Genomic DNA, 23,856 nt, shown 5'->3' on the forward strand with positions numbered 1-23,856 from the left:
AATTAAACAAATATGAACAATGGAAAGGACACAGATACTATGAAAAAGTCCGTTCGCCATCCTTTTGCAAGGATACTCTGGACGATTTTGGGGATGTAGTGGAACAAATAATGTTTCGTTGCTTTAATATGTCTTGTAGATGTCATATTATCATCTTATAATAAAAGCAGTAGAGGTGATAATATGCAGATTAACAGGCTATTCGAAATGGTTTATCTATTGCTGAACAAAAAAAGTATGACCGCCGGGGAGCTCGCAACACACTTTGAGGTTTCACCCCGCACGATTTACCGGGATGTAGAGCTTCTATCCTCGGCGGGAATACCCATTTATATGACCAAGGGCAAGGGTGGTGGAATTTCACTGCTCCCTGACTTCGTTCTCAATAAAACTGTCCTGACCGATGGCGAAAAGTCAGATATTCTCGCTGCACTTCACGCAGTAGATGCGGTCAACTTGGAGCAAACCAATACTGCGGTGCAAAAGCTGTCCTCCCTATTTGGAAACACCAGCGCCGATTGGGTTGAAGTTGATTTCTCCGGCTGGGCAAACGCCGATGAGGAAGCGCAGCTGTTCAGCCTGCTGAAAAGCGCCATTCTCGGAAAGAAAAAAGTGGCGTTTCAGTATCACAGCAGTGAGGGCAGCACGCAGCGCACAGCAGAACCCATGAAACTCTGCTTTAAGGGACAGAGCTGGTATCTTTATGCTTTCTGCACAGTGCGTCAAGATTATCGGTTTTTCAAACTGCGGCGCATGAAAGAATTGAAGCTGCTTGACGAGCGCTTTGAACGCACTGCCTCCGCGAAGATATTTGAAGGCACAAAAATATTTCAAGATGATTTCGTGACAATCACACTGAAGCTGTCAAAGAAAATGGCGTATCGTGTCTATGATGAATTTTCACAATACAAAACGCTTCCCAGCGGTGATTTCATTGCGACGCTCACCATGCCCAGAGGCGATTGGGTCTATCAATATCTTGCGACCTTTGGTGAGGATTGTGAGATCATAGAACCGGAGGATATCCGCCTGCAAATCAAGGATAAGCTGCAAAAAACACTGGCACAATATTTATAATATGACACGCTGCTGTCAATTGGTCTTTGCTATGATGATAGTATCAAAGACAAGGAGGACGATCAAATGAACTACGAAGTTGTGCATTTAGAGGAAAAGATTATTGTTGGGGTAAGTGCTGCGACCAGCAACAGCGACCCTGAAATGGGGAAAATCATTGGCGGGCTTTGGGAGAAGTTATACCAAGGCGGCATCAATGCCGTGATAAAAAACAAGGTAAACGAGTACGCCATTGGGCTGTATTCCGATTATACGGCCGATGGGTACTGTGTAACAGCGGGTAATGAGGTTTCCAAGGCAGAAAATCCTGAACTGACCGTAAAAACAATCCCTGCCGGAAAATACGCAAAATTCTCTGTGCATGGGCATATGGAAAAGGCCGTCTCTGACTCATGGGGAGAGATTTGGCAGACGGATTTAGACCGCAGCTTTACAGGCGATTTCGAGGAATACCGAAATGCCGACCCGGAAAACTGTGATATTGATATCTACATTGCTCTGAAGTAAGGGGGGGAAACGTATGAAATTAGAAGGCTTCGGAATTTTCGTGAAAGATATGCCGACTATGGTGCGTTTTTACCGTGATGTTCTTGGGTTTGAAATCAAGGAGGAAGAAGATTCCAGCAATGTCTATCTGGTGAAAGATGGCACTTTGTTTTTACTTTATCGCAGAACAGATTTTGAGCAGATGGCAAAAAGGTCGTTTTCTTATGCGAATGGCATCCATGGCCATTATGAAATTGCGATGGGTGTAGAAAACTATGCCGCAGTAGATGATACCTTTAAGCGGGTTGTGTCAAACGGTGCCGTGCCGGTCTTAGAACCTACAACAGAGCCGTGGGGACAGCGGACTTGCTATGTTGCAGATCCAGAGGGCAACTTAATTGAAATTGGTTCCTTTACCAAATAAGCAGCTACACAATTGCCTATGCCTAAAAAGAAGGAGACGAAATAACAAATGGATTATAGAAAAGAATTTGAGCGCATGATGCAAACACAAACAGCCATGGCGCTGGCTACAGCGGCAGACGGAGCGCCCAATGTACGCATCGTCAATTTTTATTATGATGCAGAGACGAAAGCCCTGTATTTCTCCACCTTTAGCGACAACCAAAAGGTTGCGGAGTTTGAGAAAAATCCTCATGCTGCATTCACAACGATTCCGGAAAGTGGAGAAGAACACGTTCGGGTCAGGAATGGGATTGTTCGGAAAAGCTCTGTTTCGGTGGAAGCCATCAAGGATCAGTTTCTATTGAAGCTGCCGGAATACATTATGAGCATCCCTGATGTACTTCCTGCGCTTATCCTGTTCGAAATCACCTTTGACCAAGCGGATGTGGTCATTGACTTTGAACACATGGAAACGATTGCGGTATAGTCTGAAACCCCTGTCGGCAGCGAGTTGCAACTATTCTCCAAGGCGCACTGTGAATGAACCCACGGTGTGCCTTTTTTATTTCCCCCAAAAGACGTTTGCAGCAGCAAAACAAGGAGGGCGGCAGAACCGCTCTCCTTGCTTTTTGTAAACGGGCTATGCTATTTATCGTTGCCGTCGGGCTCTGAATCTCTTTTGAGTTCCACAATAACGCCGTCATCACCGGAGATAAAAAGCTCCTCCGTCTTTTGCTGCGCACGCTGAAGCAGCGAGATGGCATCCGTCACATCGTTAAACAGCGAATCATACATTTTTTTGTAATCTGCCACACAATAGACCTCCTTTTCCTTATTTCGGCGGCCACCGTTGTGTGGTATTGAAGCTCTGACCGGACGGATTGTCAAGTCGTTTCTGAAGTTTTCTAAATGTTAGCACCCTGTCAGAAATCCGTTCAGACAGATATGCAGGCACACCGCATTTTATTGCATGGTGTGCCTTTTTTATTTCCACAGAAAGGGGTGAGAATCCAATGTTCATATGGGACTTTGTCCTTGGAACCGTGATGGATCAGATCATCGAATGGCTCTACGGACAGGTGGTCGGTTTTCTGGCCGATTTTTTTGCACAGATGGGAAATATGGGCGTGGAGCTGTTCGAAATGAGCTGGGTGCAGTCCATCGTCCTGTTTTTTTCCTATCTGGCTTGGGCGCTGTATGGAACCGGGCTGGTGGTGTCGGCGTTTGAAACCGGCATCGAGTACCAGCACGGCCGGGGCAGCATCAAGGACACCGCCTTAAACGCCATTAAGGGCTTTATGGCGGTGTCCCTTTTTACCATCGTGCCGGTGGAGCTGTTCAAGCTCTCGGTCAATCTCCAGAGCAGCCTCACGGCGGGGATCACCGGCTATGGAACCAGCTTTGGCGACCTTGCCGGGAACATCATTTCCGAGCTTGGCAGCTCACCGGATATGGTTGGCGCCATGGGCTCCGGCGTGTTCGGAGGGCTGGCTGTCATTACAAGCCCCATCCTGCTGCTCTTTATGATCATCATGATGGGGTACGCGGTCATTAAGGTGTTCTTTGCCAACCTGAAGCGCGGCGGCATCCTGCTCATACAGATTGCCGTGGGCAGCCTGTATATGTTTTCCGTTCCCCGCGGCTACATCGACGGTTTTACACAGTGGTGCAAGCAGATCATCGGTCTGTGCCTCACCACATTTTTGCAGGCAACCATCCTTGCGGCGGGGCTTATGGTGCTGCGAACCCACGCTCTGCTGGGGCTTGGTCTGATGCTGGCCGCAGGAGAAGTACCGCGAATTGCCGGAGCCTTCGGGCTGGATACCAGTACAAAGGCCAACGTGATGAGCGCCGTGTATACCGCACAGGCTGCCGTCAACACCACCCGCACCATCGTACAGGCGGTAGCGCCGAAATAAGCACAGAAAGGAAAAGCCTATGAAATTAATCTATGTGGCGTCCCCTTATGCCGGGGACATCGAACAGAACACCGCATTTGCCAGGAAAGCGTGCCGCCATGTGATGAACGAGGGGCACGCTTTTTTTGCGCCCCATCTGTTATATCCGCAGCTCCTTGATGATTCCAATCCGCAGGAGCGTCAGGCGGGTCTGGATATGGGACTTGCCATGCTGCCCCGCTGTGACGAGTTGTGGTGCTACGGCGACCGCATCTCCTATGGAATGCACCTTGAAATCGAGGAAGCGGTCAGAATCGGAATCCCGGTTCGCCGGGTGATGGAACAGGAAAACGGCTTTGCCATCGGCAGAGCCAAAGGCACCGAACCGGCCGAAGCTCCCCAGCAGGCGATGAGGATGGCCTGATGATGACGATGGGGAGCCTCTTCGATGGGATCGGAGGTTTTCCATTGGCGGCTATCCGCAACGGTATCACTCCCGTATGGGCCAGTGAAATCGAAGCCTTTCCCATTGAAGTGACGAAAATCCGATTCCCCGAAATGCTCCATGTCGGGGATATTACAAAGCTGGACGGAGCGAAATTGCCGCCTGTGGACGTCATTTGCGGCGGCAGCCCGTGTCAAGATTTATCGGTCGCTGGCCAGCGCCGGGGCTTGGCGGGTGAGCGTTCCGGCCTGTTTATGGAGCAGACACGCATTGCGAAGGAGATGAGAAAATCCGATGAGCAACGAAACGTACCAGCTCACCTTGTTCGACCTCGATACCTCGTTTGGGAGAATGTCCCCGGAGCCTTCAGCTCCGCAGAGGGGGAGGACTTCCGGGCGGTCATTGAGGAGATCGTCCGCATTAAGTACAGTGCCTGTGATGTGCCTCGACCTGAGTCCGGGCGCTGGGAATCTGCTGGGGCTGTCCTTTTGGGAAATGAATTCAGCCTGGCTTGGAGAGTCATGGACGCTCAATTCTGGGGAGTCGCCCAGCGCCGCCGTCGCATCTTCCTTGTCGCAGATTTTGGAGGCACGACCGCACCCGAAATACTATTTAAGCAAGACAGCCTGTTTGGGGATATTGCGCAGAGCGGAGGCCCGCGGCAAGGAGCTGCCGCCCCAGCTCAGGGACGCACTGATGATACAGGCGGGGCTTGCCTGACCCCATGGGATGTACAGAGCCGCCGCATTTTTGAAGAAACCGGAACATGGCCCGCCCTCTATAGTGGTGAAGGCGGTGGGCACGGATATATTCAGACAGAAGAAAGAATACCCATTGCTTTCGCCGCCAACCAACGTGATGAAGTGCGGGATTTGCACGATATTGCAGGGGCAGTACAGGCTCAGCCGGGGATGAAACAGCAGACCTTTGTGGCAGAACCGCTGTTGTGCTTAAACGATCAGGGCGGCGAACGGATGGATGTCACCGAGGATGTGGCGTCCACGCTGCGCGCCGGTATGGGCGGGCATCCTCCCCTTGTATCTCAGCCAAACTGTCTGAACGGCTGGGATACCCAGCAAAGCCGTGTGTTCACGCCGGAGGGTGTGGCGCCGACTCTTGCCGGTGCGGACGGCGGCGGGGGAAGAAACCCGGCAGGGCTTCTGTTTGCGGCAGGCGTTGTCAGCAAGGGTGACGGCGACTGCTTTCTCTCACCGGAGGTACACACCTCTATTACCGGCGGCGGTGGGCAGGCCGGACAGGGCTATCCCTGTGTGCTTACCGCGGGCTTCTGCGGAAATGCCAGCGCCGATGCGAGAGGAATCGGCTATCAGGCGGAGTGCTCACCCACCATTAAAACCGGCACGGCCCCATCGGTACTGTGCCTCAACGATCAGGGCGGCAGTCAGATGCACTGTACCGAGGATATCACCGGCACCCTCCGCGCACAGGAGCATGGACACCAGCCGCTGGTGTTTGACAACCACGCACAAGATTCCCGCTTTACCGGACCGGTGGATGTGTCGCAGACAGTATCCGCAGGCTTCGGGCAGGGCGGGAACAATCAGCCGCTGGTCATGGCGACCCAGCAGGGCGGCGCTGAAATTGGCGAGGGCATCTGCCCGACCATTACGGCAAGTGCCGGGATGAGTGGCAATAATCAGCCGGTATTATTTGAAAATCACGGCATTGACAGCCGCTACACCGGCCCCCATGCAGTAGCGCCCACCATGTCCGCCCGGATGGGAACAGGCGGCAATAATGTTCCGCTGGTGGGCAGTGCCGTTGCCTTTTCGCTGGATTCCAAGGAATCCAACAGCATGAAATCAGCAAATCCCCATTCGGGATGCCGGGAAACGGAGGTTGCCAGAACCATTGACACAACCAGCCCCGATCCCAGCAAGAACCAAGGCGGCATTGCTATTTTGCAGGAAACCATCTGCATTGCCGGAAACACCATCGACCGGGAGCCGGAAAACGGCGGCAACGGCCTCGGCTGTCAGCCGGACATCAGCTACACCATTACAACCAGCGACCGGCACGCAGTGTGTGAGCCATACCAAGAGGTGGTGGGCGCGCTTTGCCGTGGAGATGAGAAAGGCATCGGCAGCCAGTATGTCAGTCAGAACAAATGCATTGTGGAAAGGCGCAACCTCATCCGCAGGCTTACCCCTCTGGAATGTGAACGGCTCCAAGGTTTTCCCGATGGCTGGACGCTAATTCCGGGGGCATCTGACAGCGCCCGGTATAAAGCTCTTGGAAATAGTGTGGCGATACCCTGCGTGGACTTTGTCCTCCGAGGCATCGCTTATTTTTTACGAAAAATCTATGAGGAACAGGAGGGATCACCCCGATGTACATCTACCCCGACAACTTAAAATCAAAGGCGACCCTGTGGCTGTGGGATCTGCGGGACATCGGAATCATCGGCATCGAATGCCTGATTTCTGTCTTTGCCCTCTCCCGGCTGGGCTGGCTGCCGCCCATTGTTCTGACGGCGGTCTATGCCTTTTTATCCATCCGCTTCGAGGATGTGAGCATCCTTGACTTTATCCGCTACGCCGTCGCTTTCTTCTTTGGCAAGCAGCAGACCTACGAATGGAGGGGATGAATATGAACAGAAAAAAGAAACAGGAGGCCAGAGAAAAAGCCTCCACCCGCCAGCTCATGGGCATTGATGGCATCACCGCCCACAGCCTTGTAACGCCCCACGGTGAGCTGGTGTTTTTTATGATTAAACCGACCAATATCAGTGTTTTGTCTGAGAGCAGCGTGGGGGCAAGAATCTACGCTCTTATGAATGTTCTCAAGGGCATTGCTGAAATTGAAATGCTGTGCCTGAACAGCCGGGAAAACTTCGAGGACAATAAGAGTTATCTCAAAGCAAGAATGGATGCCGAGCAGAATCCTGTCATCCGAAAACTGCTGGCACAGGATCAGACCGCCCTTGACCGTATGCAGGTGCAGATGGCAACGGCAAGGGAATTTCTAATCATCATCCGGCTGAGAAATGAAAAGGAACGCGATGTTCAGCCCTACCTCTCCCGCATCGAAAAGAGCCTTAAGGATCAGGGCTTCACGGTGCGCAAGGCGGGTGAATCGGACATCAAGCGCCTGCTGGGTGTCTATTATGAGCAGAATGTCACAACGGAACAATACGAGGATTATGACGGAGAAAGGTGGGTGATTTTCGGTGAGTAAAAACAGAAAAAGAGAAAAATCAGTGCCGCAGGAGGATGCAAAAATCAAGGATTTCCTTGACATGATCGCTCCGGGCATCATCAAATTCAACACCGACCACTTCATATGCGGCAACACCTACCGCTGTGTGTGGGTGCTGCGGGAATATCCCACAGCTACCGAGGAACAGGCCATCCTGCGCCACCTCGGAGAAAAGGACGGCGTGACCCTGCGCATCTACACCCGTCAGGTAACGGCGGCCGAGGAAAAGAAGATCATCCACAATGCCGCCAACAAAAATCGCATGGATAAGAGCAGTACCAACGATCTCCAGCAGACCGTCACCGCCGAAAGCAATCTGCAGGATGTAGTGACGCTGGTCTCCTCCATGCACCGGAATCGGGAGCCGCTTCTGCACTGCGCTGTTTTTATCGAGCTGACCGCTCACGATTCCGATGCGCTGAAGCTGCTCCAGACCGATGTGCTCACCGAGCTGGTGCGCTCCAAGCTCAATGTGGACCGGCTCATGCTGCGCCAGCGGGAGGGTTTTCTCGCCGTAGGCCCCGCTGGCTGGAATGTGTTCGCCAGCCAGTTTGAACGGGTGCTGCCCGCAAGCTCCGTGGCAAACCTCTATCCTTTCAACTACAGCGGTAAGACCGACCCTCACGGCTTTTACCTCGGCAGGGATAAGTTCGGCTCCAATATCATTGCGGATTTTGACAAGCGCGACGATGACAAAACCAACGCCAATGTCCTGATACTCGGTAACTCCGGCCAAGGCAAGAGCTACCTGTTAAAGCTCATTCTCTGCAATATCCTCGAATCGGGCAAGTCGGTTCTGTGCCTTGATCCAGAGCACGAATATGTGGAGCTGGCGGAAAACCTCGGCGGCTGTTTCATTGATCTCATGTCGGGCCGGTACCGGATCAACCCGCTGGAGCCGAAAACATGGGACGAGGGCGGCAGCCCGGAGGACACCGACGCGCCCCAGGCGTTCCGCCAGTCCACCAAGCTCAGTCAGCACATCAGCTTTCTCAAGGATTTCTTCCGGTGCTACAAAGATTTTTCCGACCGCCACATTGACGCCATTGAAATCATGCTGGGCAAGCTGTACGAACAGTTCGGAATCAGCGACCGCACCGATTTCAAGAGCCTTGCCGCCACGGACTACCCCATTTTGTCCGACCTCTATGCCCTGATTGAAGCCGAGTACAAGGGCTACGACAAAACCAAATACCAGCTCTACCCGCCGGAGCTTTTGCAGGAAATCCTGCTGGGGCTTCACTCCATGTGCATGGGCGCGGAAAGTCAGTTTTTCAACGGCCACACCAACGTAACCTCCGACCGCTTTATTGTGTTCGGAGTAAAAGGCTTGCTCCAGGCCAGTCGGAACGTGAAAAACGCCCTGCTGTTCAATGTTCTGTCCTTCATGAGCGACAAGCTTCTGACCGAGGGGAACACTGCCGCCTCCATTGACGAGTTGTATCTGTTCCTCACGAACCTGACAGCCATTGAATACATCCGCAATTTCATGAAGCGTGTGCGCAAGAAGGAATCGGCGGTTATTCTTTCGTCACAGAACTTGGAGGACTTCAATATTGAGCACATCCGCGAATTGACCAAGCCGCTGTTTTCCATTCCGTCTCATGCGTTTCTGTTCAACGCAGGCAACATCGACAAGCGGTTCTATATCGACTCCCTCCAGCTGGAAGAAAGCGAATACAACCTGATCCGCTTTCCCCAGCGCGGTGTCTGCCTCTACAAATGCGGCATTGAGCGGTATAACCTCGCGGTTCACGCTCCGGCATATAAGGAGAAATTGTTCGGAACGGCGGGCGGCAGATAACATGGAAAGGAGAAAAATCATGAACAGACTGCAACAGCAGAAAGAAAACAAATCAGGACTCCTCGAAGATATGCTGTCCTTCATCCGCTACACACCCAATCGGGAGGCGGATCTTTTAGCGTTTATGGAGAAATACCAGAAAGCGGATTGCGACGAGCGCCCCGCCATTTTGGAGCAGCTCCGGTGCTGCATGGATGGCAAGGAATACCCCGATCCCTACGCCGGGAGCTACCACTATACCCCGGAGGATGTGTCTGTCATGGGGCAGATTCTGGATGACTACATTGACGACCTCACCTTGGCGCAGGGTGATCCCGCCGCCGTTTCAGAGTGTGTGCGGGATACGGTGCTGAAAATCAATGCGCTCAACGAGGAATGCGGACGGTATCTCATTGATACCTGGCGCAGGGAACGGCTGTGCGGCTTCATCAACTCTGCGGCGGAGCTGGCGGGGCTGTCTCAGGAAAAAGACCTGACCCTGCAGCACAGGATATGGTAAAGGCGGTGAGTAAATGGAGATACAGGGTCAGGATTTCGGGATTGAAATTGAAATGACCGGGCTTACCAGAAGCCGCGCTGCCGAGGTCATTGCCGAATATTTCGGCACCACAAAAGAATATGAGGGCAGCTTCTATGACACCTATTTCGCAAGGGATACCACCGGCCGCAAATGGAAGGTCATGAGCGACGGCAGTCTGGACTGCCAGCGGAAGGAGGGCCGCAGGAAGGTCAGCGCCGACCGGAACTACAGCGTGGAGCTGGTCAGCCCCATCTGCCAGTACGGGGATATCGAAACGGTGCAGGAGCTGATCCGCAGGCTCCGGGAGGCCGGTGCGTTTGTGAATTCCTCCTGTGGCATCCACATTCATATCAATGCCGCGCCCTTTGACGCACCCCACCTCCGTAATCTGGTCAACATCATGGCGGCCAAGGAGGATATGATTTACAAGGCGCTGAAGGTCTCGCGTGGGAGGGAAAGCCACTACTGCCAGAAGATTGACCCCGCTTTTTTAGAGCGGCTCAACCGGCAGAAGCCCGCCACCCTCGACCGGCTGAAAAGCCTCTGGTATAACGGCGGGGACGGCAGCCGGGAGCATTACCACCATAGCCGCTACCACTGCCTGAATCTGCACAGTGTGTTCCAAAAGGGTACGGTGGAATTCCGGGCGTTCAACGGAGAGCTGCACGCCGGAAAAATCAAGGCGTACATCCAGTTCTGTCTTGCCATGACCGCGCAGGCGCTCAACCAGCGGTCGGCAAGTCCTACGAAAACACAGTCCAGCAATGAAAAATATACTTTCCGTGTTTGGCTTCTGCGCCTCGGTATGATCGGGGACGAGTTTAAAACCGCCCGTAAGCATCTGCTGGATCATCTGGAGGGCTGCATCGCGTGGAAAGACCCGGCACAGGCCCAAAGGCAAAAGGAACGGCTGCGTCAGAAGCGGGAGGCGGAGCGTCAGCAGACACAGGCTCCCCCGGAAGAAGCGGTGCCGGAACCTATTATGGAAGCGGAGGACGAGCAGTCCCCCGCTTTTACTATGTCCATGTAGAAGGGAGAACGTATGAAAAGCAAACTGTATATCACCTATGGCAGCAATCTTAATCTGCCGCAGATGGCGCACCGGTGCCCATCCGCCAAGGTGGTGGGGGCATCCGAAATCAAGGATTATGCCCTTGTGTTCCGGGGCGGCCGAAACGGAGCCGTTGCCACCATTGAGCCCTGCGAGGGTTCCTCCGTCCCTGTTTTGCTGTGGAAGATCACGCCGAAGGATGAAGCGGCGCTGGATGTTTATGAGGGCTTTCCCCGGTTCTATGACAAGGAACTGATGGAACTGCCACTGGATGGACAGTCGGTGTCCGCCATGGTCTATGTGATGACGCCGGGGCATCGCTTGGGGTATCCCTCGGACTATTACTACAACACCATCCGTGAGGGCTACAAAACCGCGGGCTTTGACACCGCTGTTCTGGAGCAGGCGGTGGACTATACCGAGCAGCTCATGGCAAGTGAGCCGGAGCCGGAACAGCAGAGTCTATTCGGCTTTGGCGGTCTGAAATGGTGGTGACGGCATGGCAGATCCCGCAACCATTGCGGCGGTTGCCAAGGCCGCCGCTGCCGCACTCTCGAATGAGCGCATCCGGAAAACCATCGGCTGGGTAATCGCCGCCGTCCTGTCCCCGCTGATTTTAGTCGTTGTGCTGGTCTGTTCCCTGCTCTCCGGCACCACCAACCACAACAACACCGCTGTGGAGCTGTGCTTTCACGGCGGTGTTATTCCGGTGAGTATGCCTGCGGAGTACCGGGAGTACATCGGGGATATGCGCCAAAGCTTCACCCTCATAGACGGCGCTATTGCTGACGTGAACGCAGAAATGGAGGGCGGCGACAGCCTTGACGATGACCGGGTCAAGGCAATTTTTTATTCTCTGTTCTTCGGCGCGGAGTCCCCCTCCCGGCTGGAGCATCGAAAATATGTGGACTGCTTCGTGACCTACGAGGAACGCACTCGCACCGTGGACAACGGCGACGGCACCACCTCGGAAGAAACCTACACCGTAGCCGTTCCCATTGCTTCGCTGCCCACCGTCTACAACAATATCCGCACACTGTTCGGCAGAGCAATTACCTATGAGGATCAGGCCAACGCCAATGAAATCTATTACCGCGCCCGGTACGGCACCGGCGCACCCATGGAGGGGGACGGTGCCGACTCGTGGGAGGACTGGACGCCGGATCAGATGAACGATTTCTTTTCTGACTTGCCTGTCGGAGAAGCGGGCACGGAGGCTGTCCGGCTGGGGCTTACCCGCCTTGGCGACCCCTATTCTCAGGAAAAGCGCGGACAGGGCAGCTACACCGACTGCAGCTATCTTGTGCAGTGGGTGTATAAAAAGCTGGGCGTAAATCTCCCCGGCACGGCTGCGGCGCAGGGAAAATACTGCGTGGACAACGGGCTGACCATACCAAAATCCAGCCTTGCCCCCGGCGATTTGGTGTTCTGGAGCCACAAGCCCAACGGCCGCTTCATGAACATTACCCACGTCGGCATCTACGCCGGAGACGGCAAGGTGGTGGACGCATCCTCCTCCAAAGGACAGGTCGTCTACCGGGATTTGTTTGATTCCGGCAAGCAGGTATTGTACGCAAGGCCCTATGCCGAAGCGCCGGAAGCCTCCGCTACCGGCTTGGTTTCTCCGCTGGGAAAGAGCTGGCGGTCCATGGTGACCTCTGAATTCGGAGGCAGGACGGACCCCATCACCGGGCAACAGGCAGGACATTCCGGTATCGACCTCGGCGCCTCCAAGGGTACCTCCATCCGTGCGGCCAAGGCGGGAACGGTGAAAACCGTGGTCTATGGCAGCACCGGCTACGGCTATTACCTGACCATTGACCACGGCGGCGGGCTGGTCACCTTATACGGTCACTGCTCGGAGATTCTTGTTCGGGAGGGGCAGACCGTGAAAGCCGGGGAAACCGTTGCCAAGGTGGGCTCCACCGGGAGAAGCACAGGAAACCATCTGCACTTCGAGGTGCGGGTGAACGGTGTGAAGCAGAATCCGAGAAATTATCTGCCATAAAAAAGAGAAAGAAGGATGATTTTATGCGTGAAAACAAGATTAAGGTACTCAAAATTGAGCCGGGGCAGACTCCCCAGGTCAAGGATTTCAAACGATCTTGACAGCCTGCAGGCAGAGGTTGGAGGGCTGATTGAATGCATCAGCTTTCCAAATGGCTGCGTTGCCGTCTGCAATGAGGAAGGCAAATTAAACGGAATGCCGCCCAACAGGCGGCTGGGCGCGGACATTATCTGCGGCTCGTTTTTTGTCTGCGACACCACCTATGATGGTGAGTTTGCCTCGCTGGGCAAGAGCAAAATCGCGGAATACAGTCAGCTTTTTGCTGATATTCCCGAATTCACCGGGCAGGAGCCGGAGCTGGAACCCGGCTTTACCTTTATCGGATTTGAGTATTAAGGAGGACTCTCAGCATGAAAAAAGAAAGCATTACCGTTCAAATGGACGGCGAAAAGCTCCGCGCGGTGAAGCGCTACATGGAGAAAAAGGACGCGGATCTCACGCAGGAGCTTTGCGATTCTCTGCAAAAGCTCTATGAAAAATATGTTCCGACTTCCGTCCGGGAATACATTGACGAGGGCTGCGAGGATGATCCTGCGGCAGCTTCACCCAAAAAGCAGAAGGAAAAAGACAAGACCGCTGCTGCCGCTGACAGCGCACCGGGCGGGACGGCGCATTAAGGCACCAACCCGTCCCCCAGCGTTGCCCCCTGTTCGCCCCCGTGTGCCGCTTTGACAGGCGGGGTGGCATCCATGCACCCAGCCGCCCTAAACGACAACGTAAAGGCTTTGTGCCGAGCGTTTGGAAAGGCGCACCGGCTCCCGAATCCAGCGGTTTCCCACGGTCGAAAAAAGAGCGGGATAAAGGCGGGTGGTCGCAAGCGACCGCCCGCCGCCCACTTCGCCCAGCAGTGCTGGGCGTTTTTCGCACCTTCCCATGAGGTGGTCGGATTGGGGCTTTGGCACGGTCAAGGTGGTCGGAAACTGCGAAAGCACAGGGAAACAAAGGATTTTATACGGTCACCTCGCAGGTGTACACGCACAAAATGGAGGTTTTACTATGAAAAACAACAAGGAACGAACGGCGGTCTGGCTCTATCCCGAAACCATGGAACGGCTGGACGGCTGGCTGATACAGGATAACTGCAAGAGCCGCAGCGAATTTATCGAAAAGGCGCTCTGCTTTTACATGGGCTACCTTGGAACGGAGGACACCTCCTCGTATCTTTCTAAGGCACTGCTTTCCTCCATAGAGGGAACCTTGCAGAAAGCGGAGAACCGGGTGGCCAGCAATCTCTTTCGCCTCTCGGTGGAAATCAGCATGATGATGCATCTTTTAGCAACCACGCTGGATGTCTCGGATGAGGAGCTGCACCGGCTTCGCGGACGGTGCGTTGCCGAGGTGAAAAAGACAAAGGGCAAAATCCGTCTGGACGATGCGGTGGAGTTTCAGAACGGCGCCGCCGCTGAAGAATAATGGCGCGGATTATTCTCAAGTGCCCCTATCTCAAGGGCGGGGAAAAGACCGCCGCCCATTTAAATAACCTTGTCAAATACATTGCCACCCGTGAGGGCGTAGAAAAAATGGAGAGCGCTCACCGACTCTGGCACTCTACAAAAAAGCAAAAGGAGCTGATTGCACAGATACTCCGGGAGTTTCCCGATGCTAAGGATTTATTTGAATACGAGGATTACTGTGAGAATCCCAACCGGGGAAACGCCTCGGAGTTTATCTCCATTGCGCTGGAACAGAACCTTGATCAAATCAGCGGGCGAGAAAAATATCTGGACTACATTGCAAACCGTCCCCGCGTCGAAAAACTTGGCAACCACGGTCTGTTCACATCCGGGGATGCGCCGCTGGTCTTGTCACAGGTTGCGGAGGAAGTGTCCTCCCACACCGGTAATGTTTGGACGCCGATTATTTCCCTACGTCGGGAGGATGCAGCCAAATTTGGCTTTGAAACTGCGGCGGCATGGAAAGCCCTTCTTTCCTCCAAGGCGATGGAGCTGGCCGAGAGCCTGAAAATCCACCCCGACCACCTGAAGTGGTATGCGGCGTTTCACAATGAATCGCACCACCCGCATATACACATGGTCTGCTACAGCACCGATCCAAGAGAGGGCTATCTCACCAAACCGGGTATCCGCAAAATGAAGTCCGCTCTGGCGAATGAAATTTTCCGGCAGGAGTTGATTCCGCTCTACGGAGAAAAGTCTCAGCGGCGGGATGAGCTGAAGCAGCAGGCCGCCGAAGCCATGGGAGAGCTGATCCGCCAAATGAAGGGCGGCGTTTTGGTCAGTGAGCGCATGGAGCAACTTCTCATCCATCTGGCGGAGCGTCTGCAAACGGTCAGCGGCAAAAAGCAGTATGGCTACCTGAAAGCTGATCTAAAAAATGTGGTGGACGAAATTGTGGATGAGCTTGCCAAGGACAGCCGCATTGCCGAAGCCTACCGCCTGTGGTGGGAGGTCAGGGGCAGGATTGAGTCCGTCTACACCGAAACACCCTCCGAGCCGCCGCCCCTCTCTCACTGTGAAGATTTCAAGCCCATCCGCAATAGGGTCATTCAGGAGGCGTTGAATCTTGGCAGCGGTGTTATAACCTTTGAGGAACCGGCCTCTGCGGAAACCGCTCTGCCGGATGCTGATGACGATGCACCCTCCATGGAGGCTGCGCCGGAGAACGCTCCCGCCGAACCGGAGGAGGAAGCATCCGAATCGCCGCCCGCTCCTTCTTTTCACAGCGGGGAGAAATCTTCCGCTTCATGGTGGACGGAGGAATACAAGCTGGCAAAGCAATATCTGCATGGCGATGAGAATGCCGATATCCCGCAAGATTTTGAGCAGGCGTTCGACTTGTTTCTTTTAGAAGCGGAAAATGACAATCCCCTTGCGCTCTATGACCTTGGCCGCATGACCGCCGATGGACTTGGGTGCGATGCGGATGCGGATGCCGCCTATGGCTGGTATGAAAAGGCACTTGCTGTGTTTCATGCTACCGAGGAAGAAAAGCCGTGGAAGTATACCGAGTACCGCATCGGCAAAATGGTCGCCGCGGGGCATGGCACAGAGCAGGACTATTTGCAGGCAGCGGATTGGTTCACTTTGTCTGCAAACGAGAAGTACAAATATGCGCAGTATTCCCTCGGCGGTCTGTATTACCACGGCAAGGGTGTGGAGCAGAATTATGAAACCGCCTTTTCTCTCTATACCTGTTCGGCAGACCAGAGCTTTCCCTATGCCAGCTTTGAGCTTGGTAAGATACTGCGGGACGGCATCGGCTGTGTGAAAAATCAGCAGGATTCTGACTGGCGCTTCAAGGAAGCCTTTCTCGGCTTCGTCTCTTTGGAGGAAAAAGGGCACGACGATAAGCTCCAGTACCGGCTGGGCTGGATGCTTCTGAACGGCGTCGGCACAGAAAAGGATGAAGCAAAAGCAAAGGAATATTTTGAAAAGGCGGCGACAGTAGGAAATCCCTTTGCCTGTTACCAGCTCGCCAAGCTCATTCTTGCAGATGAAGCAGCGCCGCCGCAGGATGTGGAAAAAGCCCTTGGTTATCTCCGGCAGGCGGTGGAGGCTGAAAATCCCTACGCCGCATATTTTCTCGGCAAGCTCTATGAAAAGGGGAAGCATGTCCCGCAGAACACGGTCGAAGCCGTTCGGCTCTATACCTTATCGGCAAAGAAGGACAACGACTTTGCCGCATACCGGCTCGGAAAGCTGTATCTTGGCGGCGAAGGTGTCCTTAAGGATATGGAAGCCGCTATCCGCTGGCTGACCTTTGCCGCCGACCATAAGAATCCCTTTGCCGCCGACCATAAGAATCCCTTTGCCGAATATGCCCTCGGTGTCCTCTACCTCAAGGGGGAGGATGTTCCAAAAGACATTTCGAAAGCATTGGAATACCTGAAGCGATCCGCCGGGCAGGACAACCAGTATGCACAATACCGGCTGGGCAAGGTTTACCTCATGGGAGAAGATGTGCCAAAGGACATTCCGGCTGCCCTGCGATATCTGACAGCCGCCGCGGAACAGGGTAACCAGTATGCGCAGTACACTCTCGGAAAACTGCATCTGATGGGAAAAGACGTACCCAAGAATAGGGAAACCGCCGTCCGATGGTTTACCCTATCGGCGGCGCAGGGCAACATTTACGCGCAGTTTTTCCTTGACCATATAGACGAGTTCAAAGACCCCTCCGTCCTGCTGGCGGGCACGCGGCTTCTGCATCACATGAGCCGTGTGTTTGCAGACAATGCCCCACCTCTGAAACCGCCGGGACAGCACGCCGACCGCAAGCTCCTGCGCAGGCTCCGGGAGAAAAAACAGGCGCAGGGCCATGCGCGGGACGACCACGAACAGACCATGTCACTCTAAAAACGATTGGAGGAACACCATGAAAAAGCAGAAAAAGAAAACCAGGCGGATGCCCATCTTAAAAAATATGTACCCGAAGCCATGCCGTCCTGTAAAAAGGGCGGCATTTTTTCATCGAATCGGCAATCGCCACAGATAGGAGGTGCGCCCATGGGTGCCTATGTGTATTTTACGGATGAACAGAAATACCGCGCCAACAATGTGGAACTGGCGGACTTTCTCCAGCGGCGCGGCGAAAAGCTCCTGCCAAGCGGCAGGGATAAGCGGCTGGCCTCCGACCACAGCATCACCGTCCGGGGAAACGAGTGGTACGATCACTCCGCAGAGAGCGGCGGCTATGCCATTGATTTCGTGCGGAAGTTCTACGGCTGCTCTTATCCCGAAGCCGTGACCCTGCTGCTGGGCGGTGAGCAGGGTGAGATCTACAGGCCAGCCTCACAAAAGGAGCCGGAGCCGAAAAAGCCCTTTGCGCTCCCACCGGCCCATACGGATATGCGGCGTGTGTATGCCTATCTGGTGAAAACCCGGCACATCGGCCGAGAGGTGGTCAGTTACTTTGCAAAGCAGAAGCTCCTCTACGAAAGCTGCGAAAAATCCAAAGACGAGACAAAGGAATATCACAATGCGGTATTTGTGGGCTTGGATGAAAACGGCGTTGCCCGCCACGCCCACAAGCGCGGGATTTACACCTTGGGGCAGGCGTATAAAGGAAATGTGGACGGCTGCGATCCCCGCCACAGCTTTCACTGGTTTGGCGAAAGTGAGCATCTGTATGTGTTTGAAGCGCCGGTGGATCTGCTGTCGTTTATCACCCTGCATCCGCAGGATTGGCAGCGGCACAGCTATGTGTCCCTCTGTGGCGTGGGCGGTCAGGCAATGCTGTGGATGCTGGAGCAGTATCCGCAGCTCCGGCAGGTGTCTCTCTGTTTGGATAACGATGAAGCCGGGCACAAGGCCAGCGAACGGCTGAAACAGCAGCTTGCGGAAAAAGGATATCCCTCTCAGCGGCTGATTTCCCAGGGAAAGGACTGGAATGACGATTTAACGGAAGCGGCACAGCAAAGGCAGAGTGGCTTTGAAATGCGGATGGCATAGCAATCAGGCAGGGTATGAGCCCTGCCTGAGATTATTTTTTATCTTTTTCCTCTTCTGTTACTTCCTCCAGTATCTCGGAGCATAGTCCGATGCATTCATTGCAGATTGCTTCATGGGTACCCGCGATGATGCGTTCCACCTCCTGCTGGCTCTTGCCGCAGAAGCTACAGTGAATATCCTCGCCATGCTCTTCATACCGGGCATCGTCGTATTTTTTAATGTGCTCGATTTGCCGCTTCAAAGGTTTTATGTTCTGCAGAAGCGACCATACGCAATCATAATGCACTACACAGTTCTGGTCAAAGTATTCTGCTTCCAGCCACGGAAATTTCTCCAGCCGCATCTTGTAGCGGCTTGCCATCGTTGAGAATCCGACCTTTTTAATGGTGCGCTGAAAAAGAATAAATTTCAGCAGCAGCGCATCCCGAAGTGTTTCGTCTTCCATTAGTGTCTCATAGCTTTCAATTCTGCCTTGAGCCGCACATTTTTGAATAGAGGATAGCTGCTCCGTGAGCTGTTTATAGAGAAACAGATGATAATCCAGTTTGCTGTCAAGCAGTAATAATTCCTTGTCCATTATATGTCCCCTTTATCGATAAGCATGACTTTTATGAATTTATTTTACCACCAAATCGACTGATAAGAAAGGAGCTTTCCCAATGCAATCCCAGGTCTACCTCTTATTTGCTGCGGCCGCCGTGATGTTTCTCGTCATCGGCGGCCTTTCTCTTTTGGCGCACTATTACACCCTCAATGGAATCAAGTCCCGCACGGTGGGCGATGGCCAGCATGGCACGGCGCGCTTTTCCACCAAGCAAGAAATCAAAAGCATTTATAAGCACATTCCCTTCCAGCCGGAGCTGTGGCGGCAGGGAGAAAGCCTCCCCGCTGTTTCGGAGCAAGGCATCATCCTCGGCAGTACAGGAGCGAAAAATAAGGTCACGGCGCTGGTGGACACCGATGACGTCCACTGCCTCATGATTGGCGCGTCGGGTGTGGGCAAGACGGCCTTTTTCCTGTACCCGAATCTGGAATATGCCTGCGCCAGCGGCATGAGTTTTCTGACCACTGATACCAAGGGGGACCTCTACCGCAACTATGGCGCCATTGCCCGTGACCACTACGGCTACCATGTGGCGGTCATTGACCTTCGAAATCCCACCCGTTCCGACGGCAACAATATGCTCCAGTTGGTCAATACCTACATGGACACTTACCTTGCCGACGAAAACAACCTTGTGGCAAAGGCCAAGGCGGAGAAATACGCCAAGATCATCTCCAAAACCATCATCAACGCCAGCGGCGAGAACTACGGGCAGAATCAGTTTTTCTACGATGCCGCCGAGGGACTCCTGTCTTCCATCATTCTGCTGATAGCCGAATATCTGCCGCCCACCAAGGTGGATGGGAAAAAGGTGGACTGCCGACATATCATCAGTGTGTTCAAGCTGGTGCAGGATTTGCTGGCCCCCAGCAAGGTGAAGGGCAAAAGTCAGTTCCAGCTCCTCATGGAAAAGCTGCCGCCCGACCACAAGGCCCGCTGGTTTGCGGGAGCTGCTCTCAACTCTGCGGAACAGGCCATGGCGTCGGTACTCTCCACCGTGCTGTCCCGCCTGAATGCCTTTCTTGACTCCGAAATGGAGCAGATACTCTGCTTTGATACAGCCATTGATGCGGAGAAATTCTGCAATGAAAAATCTGCGCTGTTTGTGGTCCTGCCCGAAGAAGATTTGACCAAATATTTTATGGTCAGCCTGATGATCCAGCAACTCTATCGGGAAATTCTTGCGGTGGCGGACGAGAACGGCGGCAAGCTGAAAAACCGTGTCATGTTTTACTGTGATGAGCTGGGTACGCTGCCTGCCATCGAATCCCTGGAGCTGATTTTTTCGGCCAGCCGCTCCCGCCGCCTTTCCATGATCCCCATTATCCAGTCCTTCGGCCAGCTTGAAAAGAATTACGGCAAGGAGGGTGCGGAAATCATCGTGGACAACTGTCAGGACACTATCTTCGGTGGCTTCGCACCAAACAGCCAGACTGCCGAGGTGCTGAGCAAGGCGATGGGCAGCCGAACGGTCATGAGCGGCAGCATCAGCCGTGGAAAGAACGATCCAAGCCAGAGTTTACAAATGATGGAGCGCCCCCTCATGACTCCCGATGAACTCAAATCTATTCCCAAAGGAAACTTCGTCGTCATGAAAACCGGCACCCATCCCATGCGGACAAGACTGCGGCTGTTTCTGGATTGGGGCATCCGCTTCGGAAAGCCCTATACTGTGGCAGAAAAGGCACATCGAAAGGTTATGTATGCCGATAAGCAGACGCTGGAGGAAAACATTGTCCGCAAGCACACAGCCTGTCTGATGGTGGATGAGGAAACCGGCGAAATCCTTGAGCCGCCCACCGGTACCGGCGCACTTCACACACCTGTGGCAGAGCTGCCAGCAGAGCCACTAAAGCGTCGAAGCCATGTCAGAACGGAGTGATAACGAATGAGCTACTTCAACCACATCTATGCCGCCTCGCCTGATGAGCTTCCCCATCGGGCAAGGGCGGTTTATCTTTACCTCCGCGACCGCGCCGGAAAGGGCTCGGACTGCTGGCCCGCGGTTAAGACCATTGCTGCCGACCTACAACTCTCCCGCAGCACTGTCAAACGCGCCCTGCATGATTTGGTTCATGCTGGGCTCATTGAAAAGGAATCCCGCTATCGGGAGAACGGCAGCAATACCAGCAACCGGCTGATTTTGAAAAAATAGCCGGGCTGTAGCAAAGAAAAAATATGGATTTTCCGCCAAGGGGGTATTCCGTCTTTCCGCTGAACCGAGGTGCGGTTCATGATGAACCCACCAGAACCTCTCACTCTAAGAATATTTATTACAGAGAAAGAAGAAATGTATCTTTATATGTTTTTCAGTAACATTCAAAGCACTATTTATGGAAATGCTACTTCTGTAAACTATAAATATACAAATAAAAATTTAATGTTACAAAGAGAGGTGAGAATAGAATGCGGCAGGCATTGGGAAAGAGAATAAACCAATTGCGTAAAAGCAAGGGGTTAACTTCTGAGCAGCTTTCAGAGCTGTGCGGAGTAAACGCCGTGCATATCCGCAGAATTGAAAGCGGCGGCAGCCTGCCCAGCTTTTCTCTTTTTCTGAAGATATGCAATGTGCTTGGAACTTCTGCTGATTATCTCTTAGGGGATCTCCTGGAACATCCAGTGATACCTGACAGCGTGGAGCAACTCGGCAAACAGCTAAAGCATCTGGAACCGGATCAGATTGATATGGTCAATGAAATGATAGAAGTATTGATTCGCCATATTACCGAAAAGGAATAATTTTAAGTTAGTCAATGAGAGTCTCCGAAAGGAGGCTCTTTTTGTGCTTTCTTCAACTTGATTTTACACAAAGTGTAACTTATAATGATACATATAAAAATTATAAGTTACATCAAAGAGGGATAGGTATGACACCAACTGAAAAAAGAAAACTGATCAAACAGGCAAGCAAATTATATACATTAGGCATTACTGTAGAAAGGAGAAGAGAGAAGGTTCGCCGATTGGTGGAGAAAAAAATTCCATATGATTCACCGGAAATGGAAAAAGCTTTATCTGAATTCCATACTGCAGATATGGAATGGAAACGTCTGGAACAGGAGCACCTAAATTATCGTGCTCAGTTTGGTATCCCCAAGGATGCGCTGATCAAATAAGTGCGTATAAACGCTTCAGGAAAAGTTTTTAAATATTGCGAGGAATGCTATGAAAATACACTGCTTTGACGATAAACAAGTCAAGAAAAAAATACAATATTATAACAAGCAACGCATTGCAATATCGGTATTGCTTATTATTGCAGTTGCGATTCTGTTGCTGGTTCCATCACTTGGAGCAGAATCTGCGGTGATCCGAATCGCAGTTTTTGGATCAATAGCTTTTATTTTACTATCCATATTGTTTGTTCTTCCGTGGCAAAGAATTGTACTAATATTTGTAATTGTGACCGCTTATATAACAATTGAATTTTGCTTAGGGAAAATATATCTCAAAGAGTTTTTACTGATGTTACTCTGCAACATATCTACACTTTTAGTTTCTATGAGAATAGCCCGAAATTTTATTCATATGTTACTTTGTGAATATAAAACAATGAGTGCTTTGGCACTGGAAGCAACTACGGATCATTTAACACAACTGCTTAATCGGAAGGGTCTGGAACAAACACTCTCCGCAGCTTTAAACATCTGCAAGCGTGAAAGAAAACTCGTTGGGGTACTTATGATCGATATAGACTATTTTAAAAGCTATAACGATACATTAGGTCATTTAAAGGGTGACCATATACTACAGCAGGTTGCCCTTCAGATGAAAAGTTGCTTTAAAAGGGAAAGTGATATTATCGGACGAATCGGCGGGGATGAATTTTTGATTTTTATTCAGGATACCGAAGATGAAAAAGTCATAAATATGGCACAAAATCTTCTCGCTTCGCTCTCACAACTGAAAGTGAAATCCTGTGCCAATCAATGCTTATCTGTCAGCATAGGCATTGAAATAAGTATCCCGGACAAACAAGACACAATAAACGATTATTATAATCGTGCAGATAAGGAACTGTATTATGCCAAGAAGAACGGTAGAAACTGTATTTCACATAAGCATACCATCGTCAAAAACCCAAATGGTCCCCAACAGCCAACCGAATCATCTGACCTAAAAATCTTGAATACAAAGTGTGCACGCGAATAAAAAACAGAATAAATATGCTATATTCAAAAATGAAGCATGGCCTGAGTAGATTCATACGAAAGGCCAGCTTCAATTTTTGTTGCAAGTATAATGTCCATTATGCCAAGACAGATTGTACTGCCAAACGAATCTTTGGAAAATCGCACTTAATTGAGCCTATTTTTTCAAGAGTTGGGAGAGAAACCGTTTTTCTGCGTCCAAGTTCCTTGTTGATAGTATTAGTGGATACAACATAAAAAGTCCACTGTTCCAATTTTAGCGGATTAGCGGTCTGGCGATTTGGATTGGAAAAAAGGCAAAAAACATATGCATCCGAGCGCCTACAAAGATCGTTGCTTTGTCGGCCGACATAACGATAGCCACCTTCCACACCTTCCGCAATGTCGGATGCATATGTTGGACGAATCGAAAATACCGGACGAGAAGGATGGTCTCGTTCCCACTCTTGAATTACGGAGGAACACTTTACTTCAATTCGTTTTCCTCGGTGGATAATATCACATTCACCCCATCCTCTTTTCGGAATGGTTATGTTTTCACCGAGAGCTAATCGAACAATAAATTCTGCAAGATCGCCACGAGGTCCGTCTGCGAGCAGTCGTGACATGGACCATGCCCAAAAATCTGATATATTGGCATCCTGTACGATACCATGCATTTCAAAATTCTCATTACCGGTCAACACGGTTTGTTCACGTTTCATTTTTTCTTCTATG

27 protein-coding genes are annotated in these 23,856 nt (G+C 52.1%); 24 read left to right on the forward strand and 3 right to left on the reverse strand.

What is annotated here, in order from left to right; all coding sequences use genetic code 11:
* Nucleotides 1-183: 183 nt before the first annotated feature.
* The 4 genes from E7L17_RS12140 to E7L17_RS12155 all read left to right on the forward strand — a co-directional run bounded on the left by E7L17_RS12140 (nt 184) and on the right by E7L17_RS12155 (nt 2,455).
* Nucleotides 184-1,077, forward strand: a complete 894-nt coding sequence (locus E7L17_RS12140) for a helix-turn-helix transcriptional regulator (RefSeq protein ID WP_018213990.1) — start codon at nt 184-186, stop codon at nt 1,075-1,077.
* A 66-nt stretch (nt 1,078-1,143) separates the two neighbouring features.
* Complete coding sequence (locus E7L17_RS12145) at nt 1,144-1,584, forward strand: GyrI-like domain-containing protein (protein WP_018213989.1); 441 nt, start codon at nt 1,144-1,146, stop codon at nt 1,582-1,584.
* Between the two features lie 13 nt (nt 1,585-1,597).
* Entirely contained in the window at nt 1,598-1,987 is a 390-nt protein-coding gene (locus E7L17_RS12150; RefSeq protein WP_018213988.1) for a VOC family protein, read from the forward strand.
* A 48-nt stretch (nt 1,988-2,035) separates the two neighbouring features.
* Nucleotides 2,036-2,455 (forward strand): pyridoxamine 5'-phosphate oxidase family protein, encoded by a 420-nt coding sequence (locus E7L17_RS12155; protein WP_018213987.1) that lies wholly within the window; start codon nt 2,036-2,038, stop codon nt 2,453-2,455.
* 158 nt (nt 2,456-2,613) lie between these two features.
* Here the strand turns inward: E7L17_RS12155 and E7L17_RS12160 are convergent, their stop codons facing one another.
* Nucleotides 2,614-2,781: a hypothetical protein gene (locus E7L17_RS12160; RefSeq protein WP_018213986.1), complete on the reverse strand. Its 168-nt coding sequence runs from the start codon at nt 2,779-2,781 to the stop codon at nt 2,614-2,616.
* A gap of 200 nt (nt 2,782-2,981) precedes the next feature.
* On the opposite strand from E7L17_RS12160, the gene E7L17_RS12165 reads away from it, so the two are divergent.
* From E7L17_RS12165 to E7L17_RS12235, 15 genes are all read left to right on the forward strand, one after another.
* Entirely contained in the window at nt 2,982-3,887 is a 906-nt protein-coding gene (locus E7L17_RS12165) for a conjugal transfer protein TrbL family protein (RefSeq protein WP_018213985.1), read from the forward strand.
* A gap of 19 nt (nt 3,888-3,906) precedes the next feature.
* Nucleotides 3,907-4,290 (forward strand): DUF4406 domain-containing protein, encoded by a 384-nt coding sequence (locus E7L17_RS12170; RefSeq protein ID WP_018213984.1) that lies wholly within the window; start codon nt 3,907-3,909, stop codon nt 4,288-4,290.
* Nucleotides 4,290-6,686: a DNA cytosine methyltransferase gene (locus E7L17_RS12175; RefSeq protein WP_074432651.1), complete on the forward strand. Its 2,397-nt coding sequence runs from the start codon at nt 4,290-4,292 to the stop codon at nt 6,684-6,686. Before E7L17_RS12170 ends, E7L17_RS12175 begins: the two co-directional genes overlap by 1 nt.
* Entirely contained in the window at nt 6,662-6,919 is a 258-nt protein-coding gene (locus tag E7L17_RS12180) for a hypothetical protein (RefSeq protein ID WP_018213977.1), read from the forward strand. The genes E7L17_RS12175 and E7L17_RS12180 overlap by 25 nt, the downstream gene beginning before the upstream one ends.
* A gap of 2 nt (nt 6,920-6,921) precedes the next feature.
* Nucleotides 6,922-7,509, forward strand: a complete 588-nt coding sequence (locus E7L17_RS12185; RefSeq protein ID WP_020493352.1) for a hypothetical protein — start codon at nt 6,922-6,924, stop codon at nt 7,507-7,509.
* A gap of 61 nt (nt 7,510-7,570) precedes the next feature.
* A complete protein-coding gene (locus E7L17_RS12190) occupies nt 7,571-9,334 on the forward strand; it encodes a helicase HerA domain-containing protein (protein ID WP_207729943.1) in 1,764 nt (587 codons plus the stop codon).
* A gap of 19 nt (nt 9,335-9,353) precedes the next feature.
* Complete coding sequence (locus E7L17_RS12195) at nt 9,354-9,833, forward strand: hypothetical protein (protein WP_018213974.1); 480 nt, start codon at nt 9,354-9,356, stop codon at nt 9,831-9,833.
* Between the two features lie 13 nt (nt 9,834-9,846).
* Nucleotides 9,847-10,884: an amidoligase family protein gene (locus E7L17_RS12200; protein WP_018213973.1), complete on the forward strand. Its 1,038-nt coding sequence runs from the start codon at nt 9,847-9,849 to the stop codon at nt 10,882-10,884.
* A 12-nt stretch (nt 10,885-10,896) separates the two neighbouring features.
* Entirely contained in the window at nt 10,897-11,400 is a 504-nt protein-coding gene (locus E7L17_RS12205) for a gamma-glutamylcyclotransferase family protein (RefSeq protein ID WP_316323425.1), read from the forward strand.
* 4 nt (nt 11,401-11,404) lie between these two features.
* Nucleotides 11,405-12,913 (forward strand): peptidoglycan DD-metalloendopeptidase family protein, encoded by a 1,509-nt coding sequence (locus E7L17_RS12210; protein WP_316323426.1) that lies wholly within the window; start codon nt 11,405-11,407, stop codon nt 12,911-12,913.
* Nucleotides 12,914-12,940: 27 nt separating this feature from the next.
* On the forward strand, nt 12,941-13,309 hold the full coding sequence (locus E7L17_RS12215) for a DUF3846 domain-containing protein (RefSeq protein ID WP_316323427.1): 369 nt from the start codon (nt 12,941-12,943) through the stop codon (nt 13,307-13,309).
* A gap of 14 nt (nt 13,310-13,323) precedes the next feature.
* Complete coding sequence (locus E7L17_RS12220; protein ID WP_316323428.1) at nt 13,324-13,590, forward strand: DUF6103 family protein; 267 nt, start codon at nt 13,324-13,326, stop codon at nt 13,588-13,590.
* 256 nt (nt 13,591-13,846) lie between these two features.
* On the forward strand, nt 13,847-14,386 hold the full coding sequence (locus E7L17_RS12225; RefSeq protein WP_410470669.1) for a hypothetical protein: 540 nt from the start codon (nt 13,847-13,849) through the stop codon (nt 14,384-14,386).
* Complete coding sequence (gene mobP3 / locus E7L17_RS12230; RefSeq protein ID WP_316323429.1) at nt 14,386-17,289, forward strand: MobP3 family relaxase; 2,904 nt, start codon at nt 14,386-14,388, stop codon at nt 17,287-17,289. The genes E7L17_RS12225 and mobP3 overlap by 1 nt, the downstream gene beginning before the upstream one ends.
* Nucleotides 17,290-17,439: 150 nt before the next feature.
* A complete protein-coding gene (locus tag E7L17_RS12235) occupies nt 17,440-18,384 on the forward strand; it encodes a DUF3991 and toprim domain-containing protein (protein WP_316323430.1) in 945 nt (314 codons plus the stop codon).
* A gap of 31 nt (nt 18,385-18,415) precedes the next feature.
* Here the strand turns inward: E7L17_RS12235 and E7L17_RS12240 are convergent, their stop codons facing one another.
* Nucleotides 18,416-18,961: a ClpX C4-type zinc finger protein gene (locus E7L17_RS12240; RefSeq protein WP_316323431.1), complete on the reverse strand. Its 546-nt coding sequence runs from the start codon at nt 18,959-18,961 to the stop codon at nt 18,416-18,418.
* A gap of 82 nt (nt 18,962-19,043) precedes the next feature.
* Here E7L17_RS12240 and E7L17_RS12245 point away from each other — a divergent pair, with 82 nt between their 5' ends.
* The 5 genes from E7L17_RS12245 (at nt 19,044) to E7L17_RS12265 (ending at nt 23,140) form a co-directional block, all read left to right on the forward strand.
* Nucleotides 19,044-20,870 carry a VirD4-like conjugal transfer protein, CD1115 family gene (locus tag E7L17_RS12245; protein ID WP_316323432.1) on the forward strand — a complete coding sequence of 609 codons (1,827 nt, stop codon included), beginning with the start codon at nt 19,044-19,046 and terminating at the stop codon, nt 20,868-20,870.
* A gap of 6 nt (nt 20,871-20,876) precedes the next feature.
* Nucleotides 20,877-21,143: a helix-turn-helix domain-containing protein gene (locus tag E7L17_RS12250; RefSeq protein ID WP_316323433.1), complete on the forward strand. Its 267-nt coding sequence runs from the start codon at nt 20,877-20,879 to the stop codon at nt 21,141-21,143.
* Nucleotides 21,144-21,394: 251 nt separating this feature from the next.
* Entirely contained in the window at nt 21,395-21,727 is a 333-nt protein-coding gene (locus E7L17_RS12255; protein WP_195198671.1) for a helix-turn-helix domain-containing protein, read from the forward strand.
* Nucleotides 21,728-21,855: 128 nt separating this feature from the next.
* Complete coding sequence (locus E7L17_RS12260) at nt 21,856-22,104, forward strand: hypothetical protein (protein WP_195198672.1); 249 nt, start codon at nt 21,856-21,858, stop codon at nt 22,102-22,104.
* 49 nt (nt 22,105-22,153) lie between these two features.
* Nucleotides 22,154-23,140: a GGDEF domain-containing protein gene (locus E7L17_RS12265; protein WP_316323434.1), complete on the forward strand. Its 987-nt coding sequence runs from the start codon at nt 22,154-22,156 to the stop codon at nt 23,138-23,140.
* Between the two features lie 97 nt (nt 23,141-23,237).
* On the opposite strand, the gene E7L17_RS12270 is transcribed toward E7L17_RS12265, so the two are convergent.
* Nucleotides 23,238-23,843 carry a hypothetical protein gene (locus E7L17_RS12270; RefSeq protein ID WP_316323435.1) on the reverse strand — a complete coding sequence of 202 codons (606 nt, stop codon included), beginning with the start codon at nt 23,841-23,843 and terminating at the stop codon, nt 23,238-23,240.
* Nucleotides 23,844-23,856: the final 13 nt, after the last annotated feature.

It is taken from the genome of Clostridium sp., from assembly GCF_032576335.1.
Taxonomy (GTDB): domain Bacteria; phylum Bacillota; class Clostridia; order Oscillospirales; family Acutalibacteraceae; genus Faecalispora.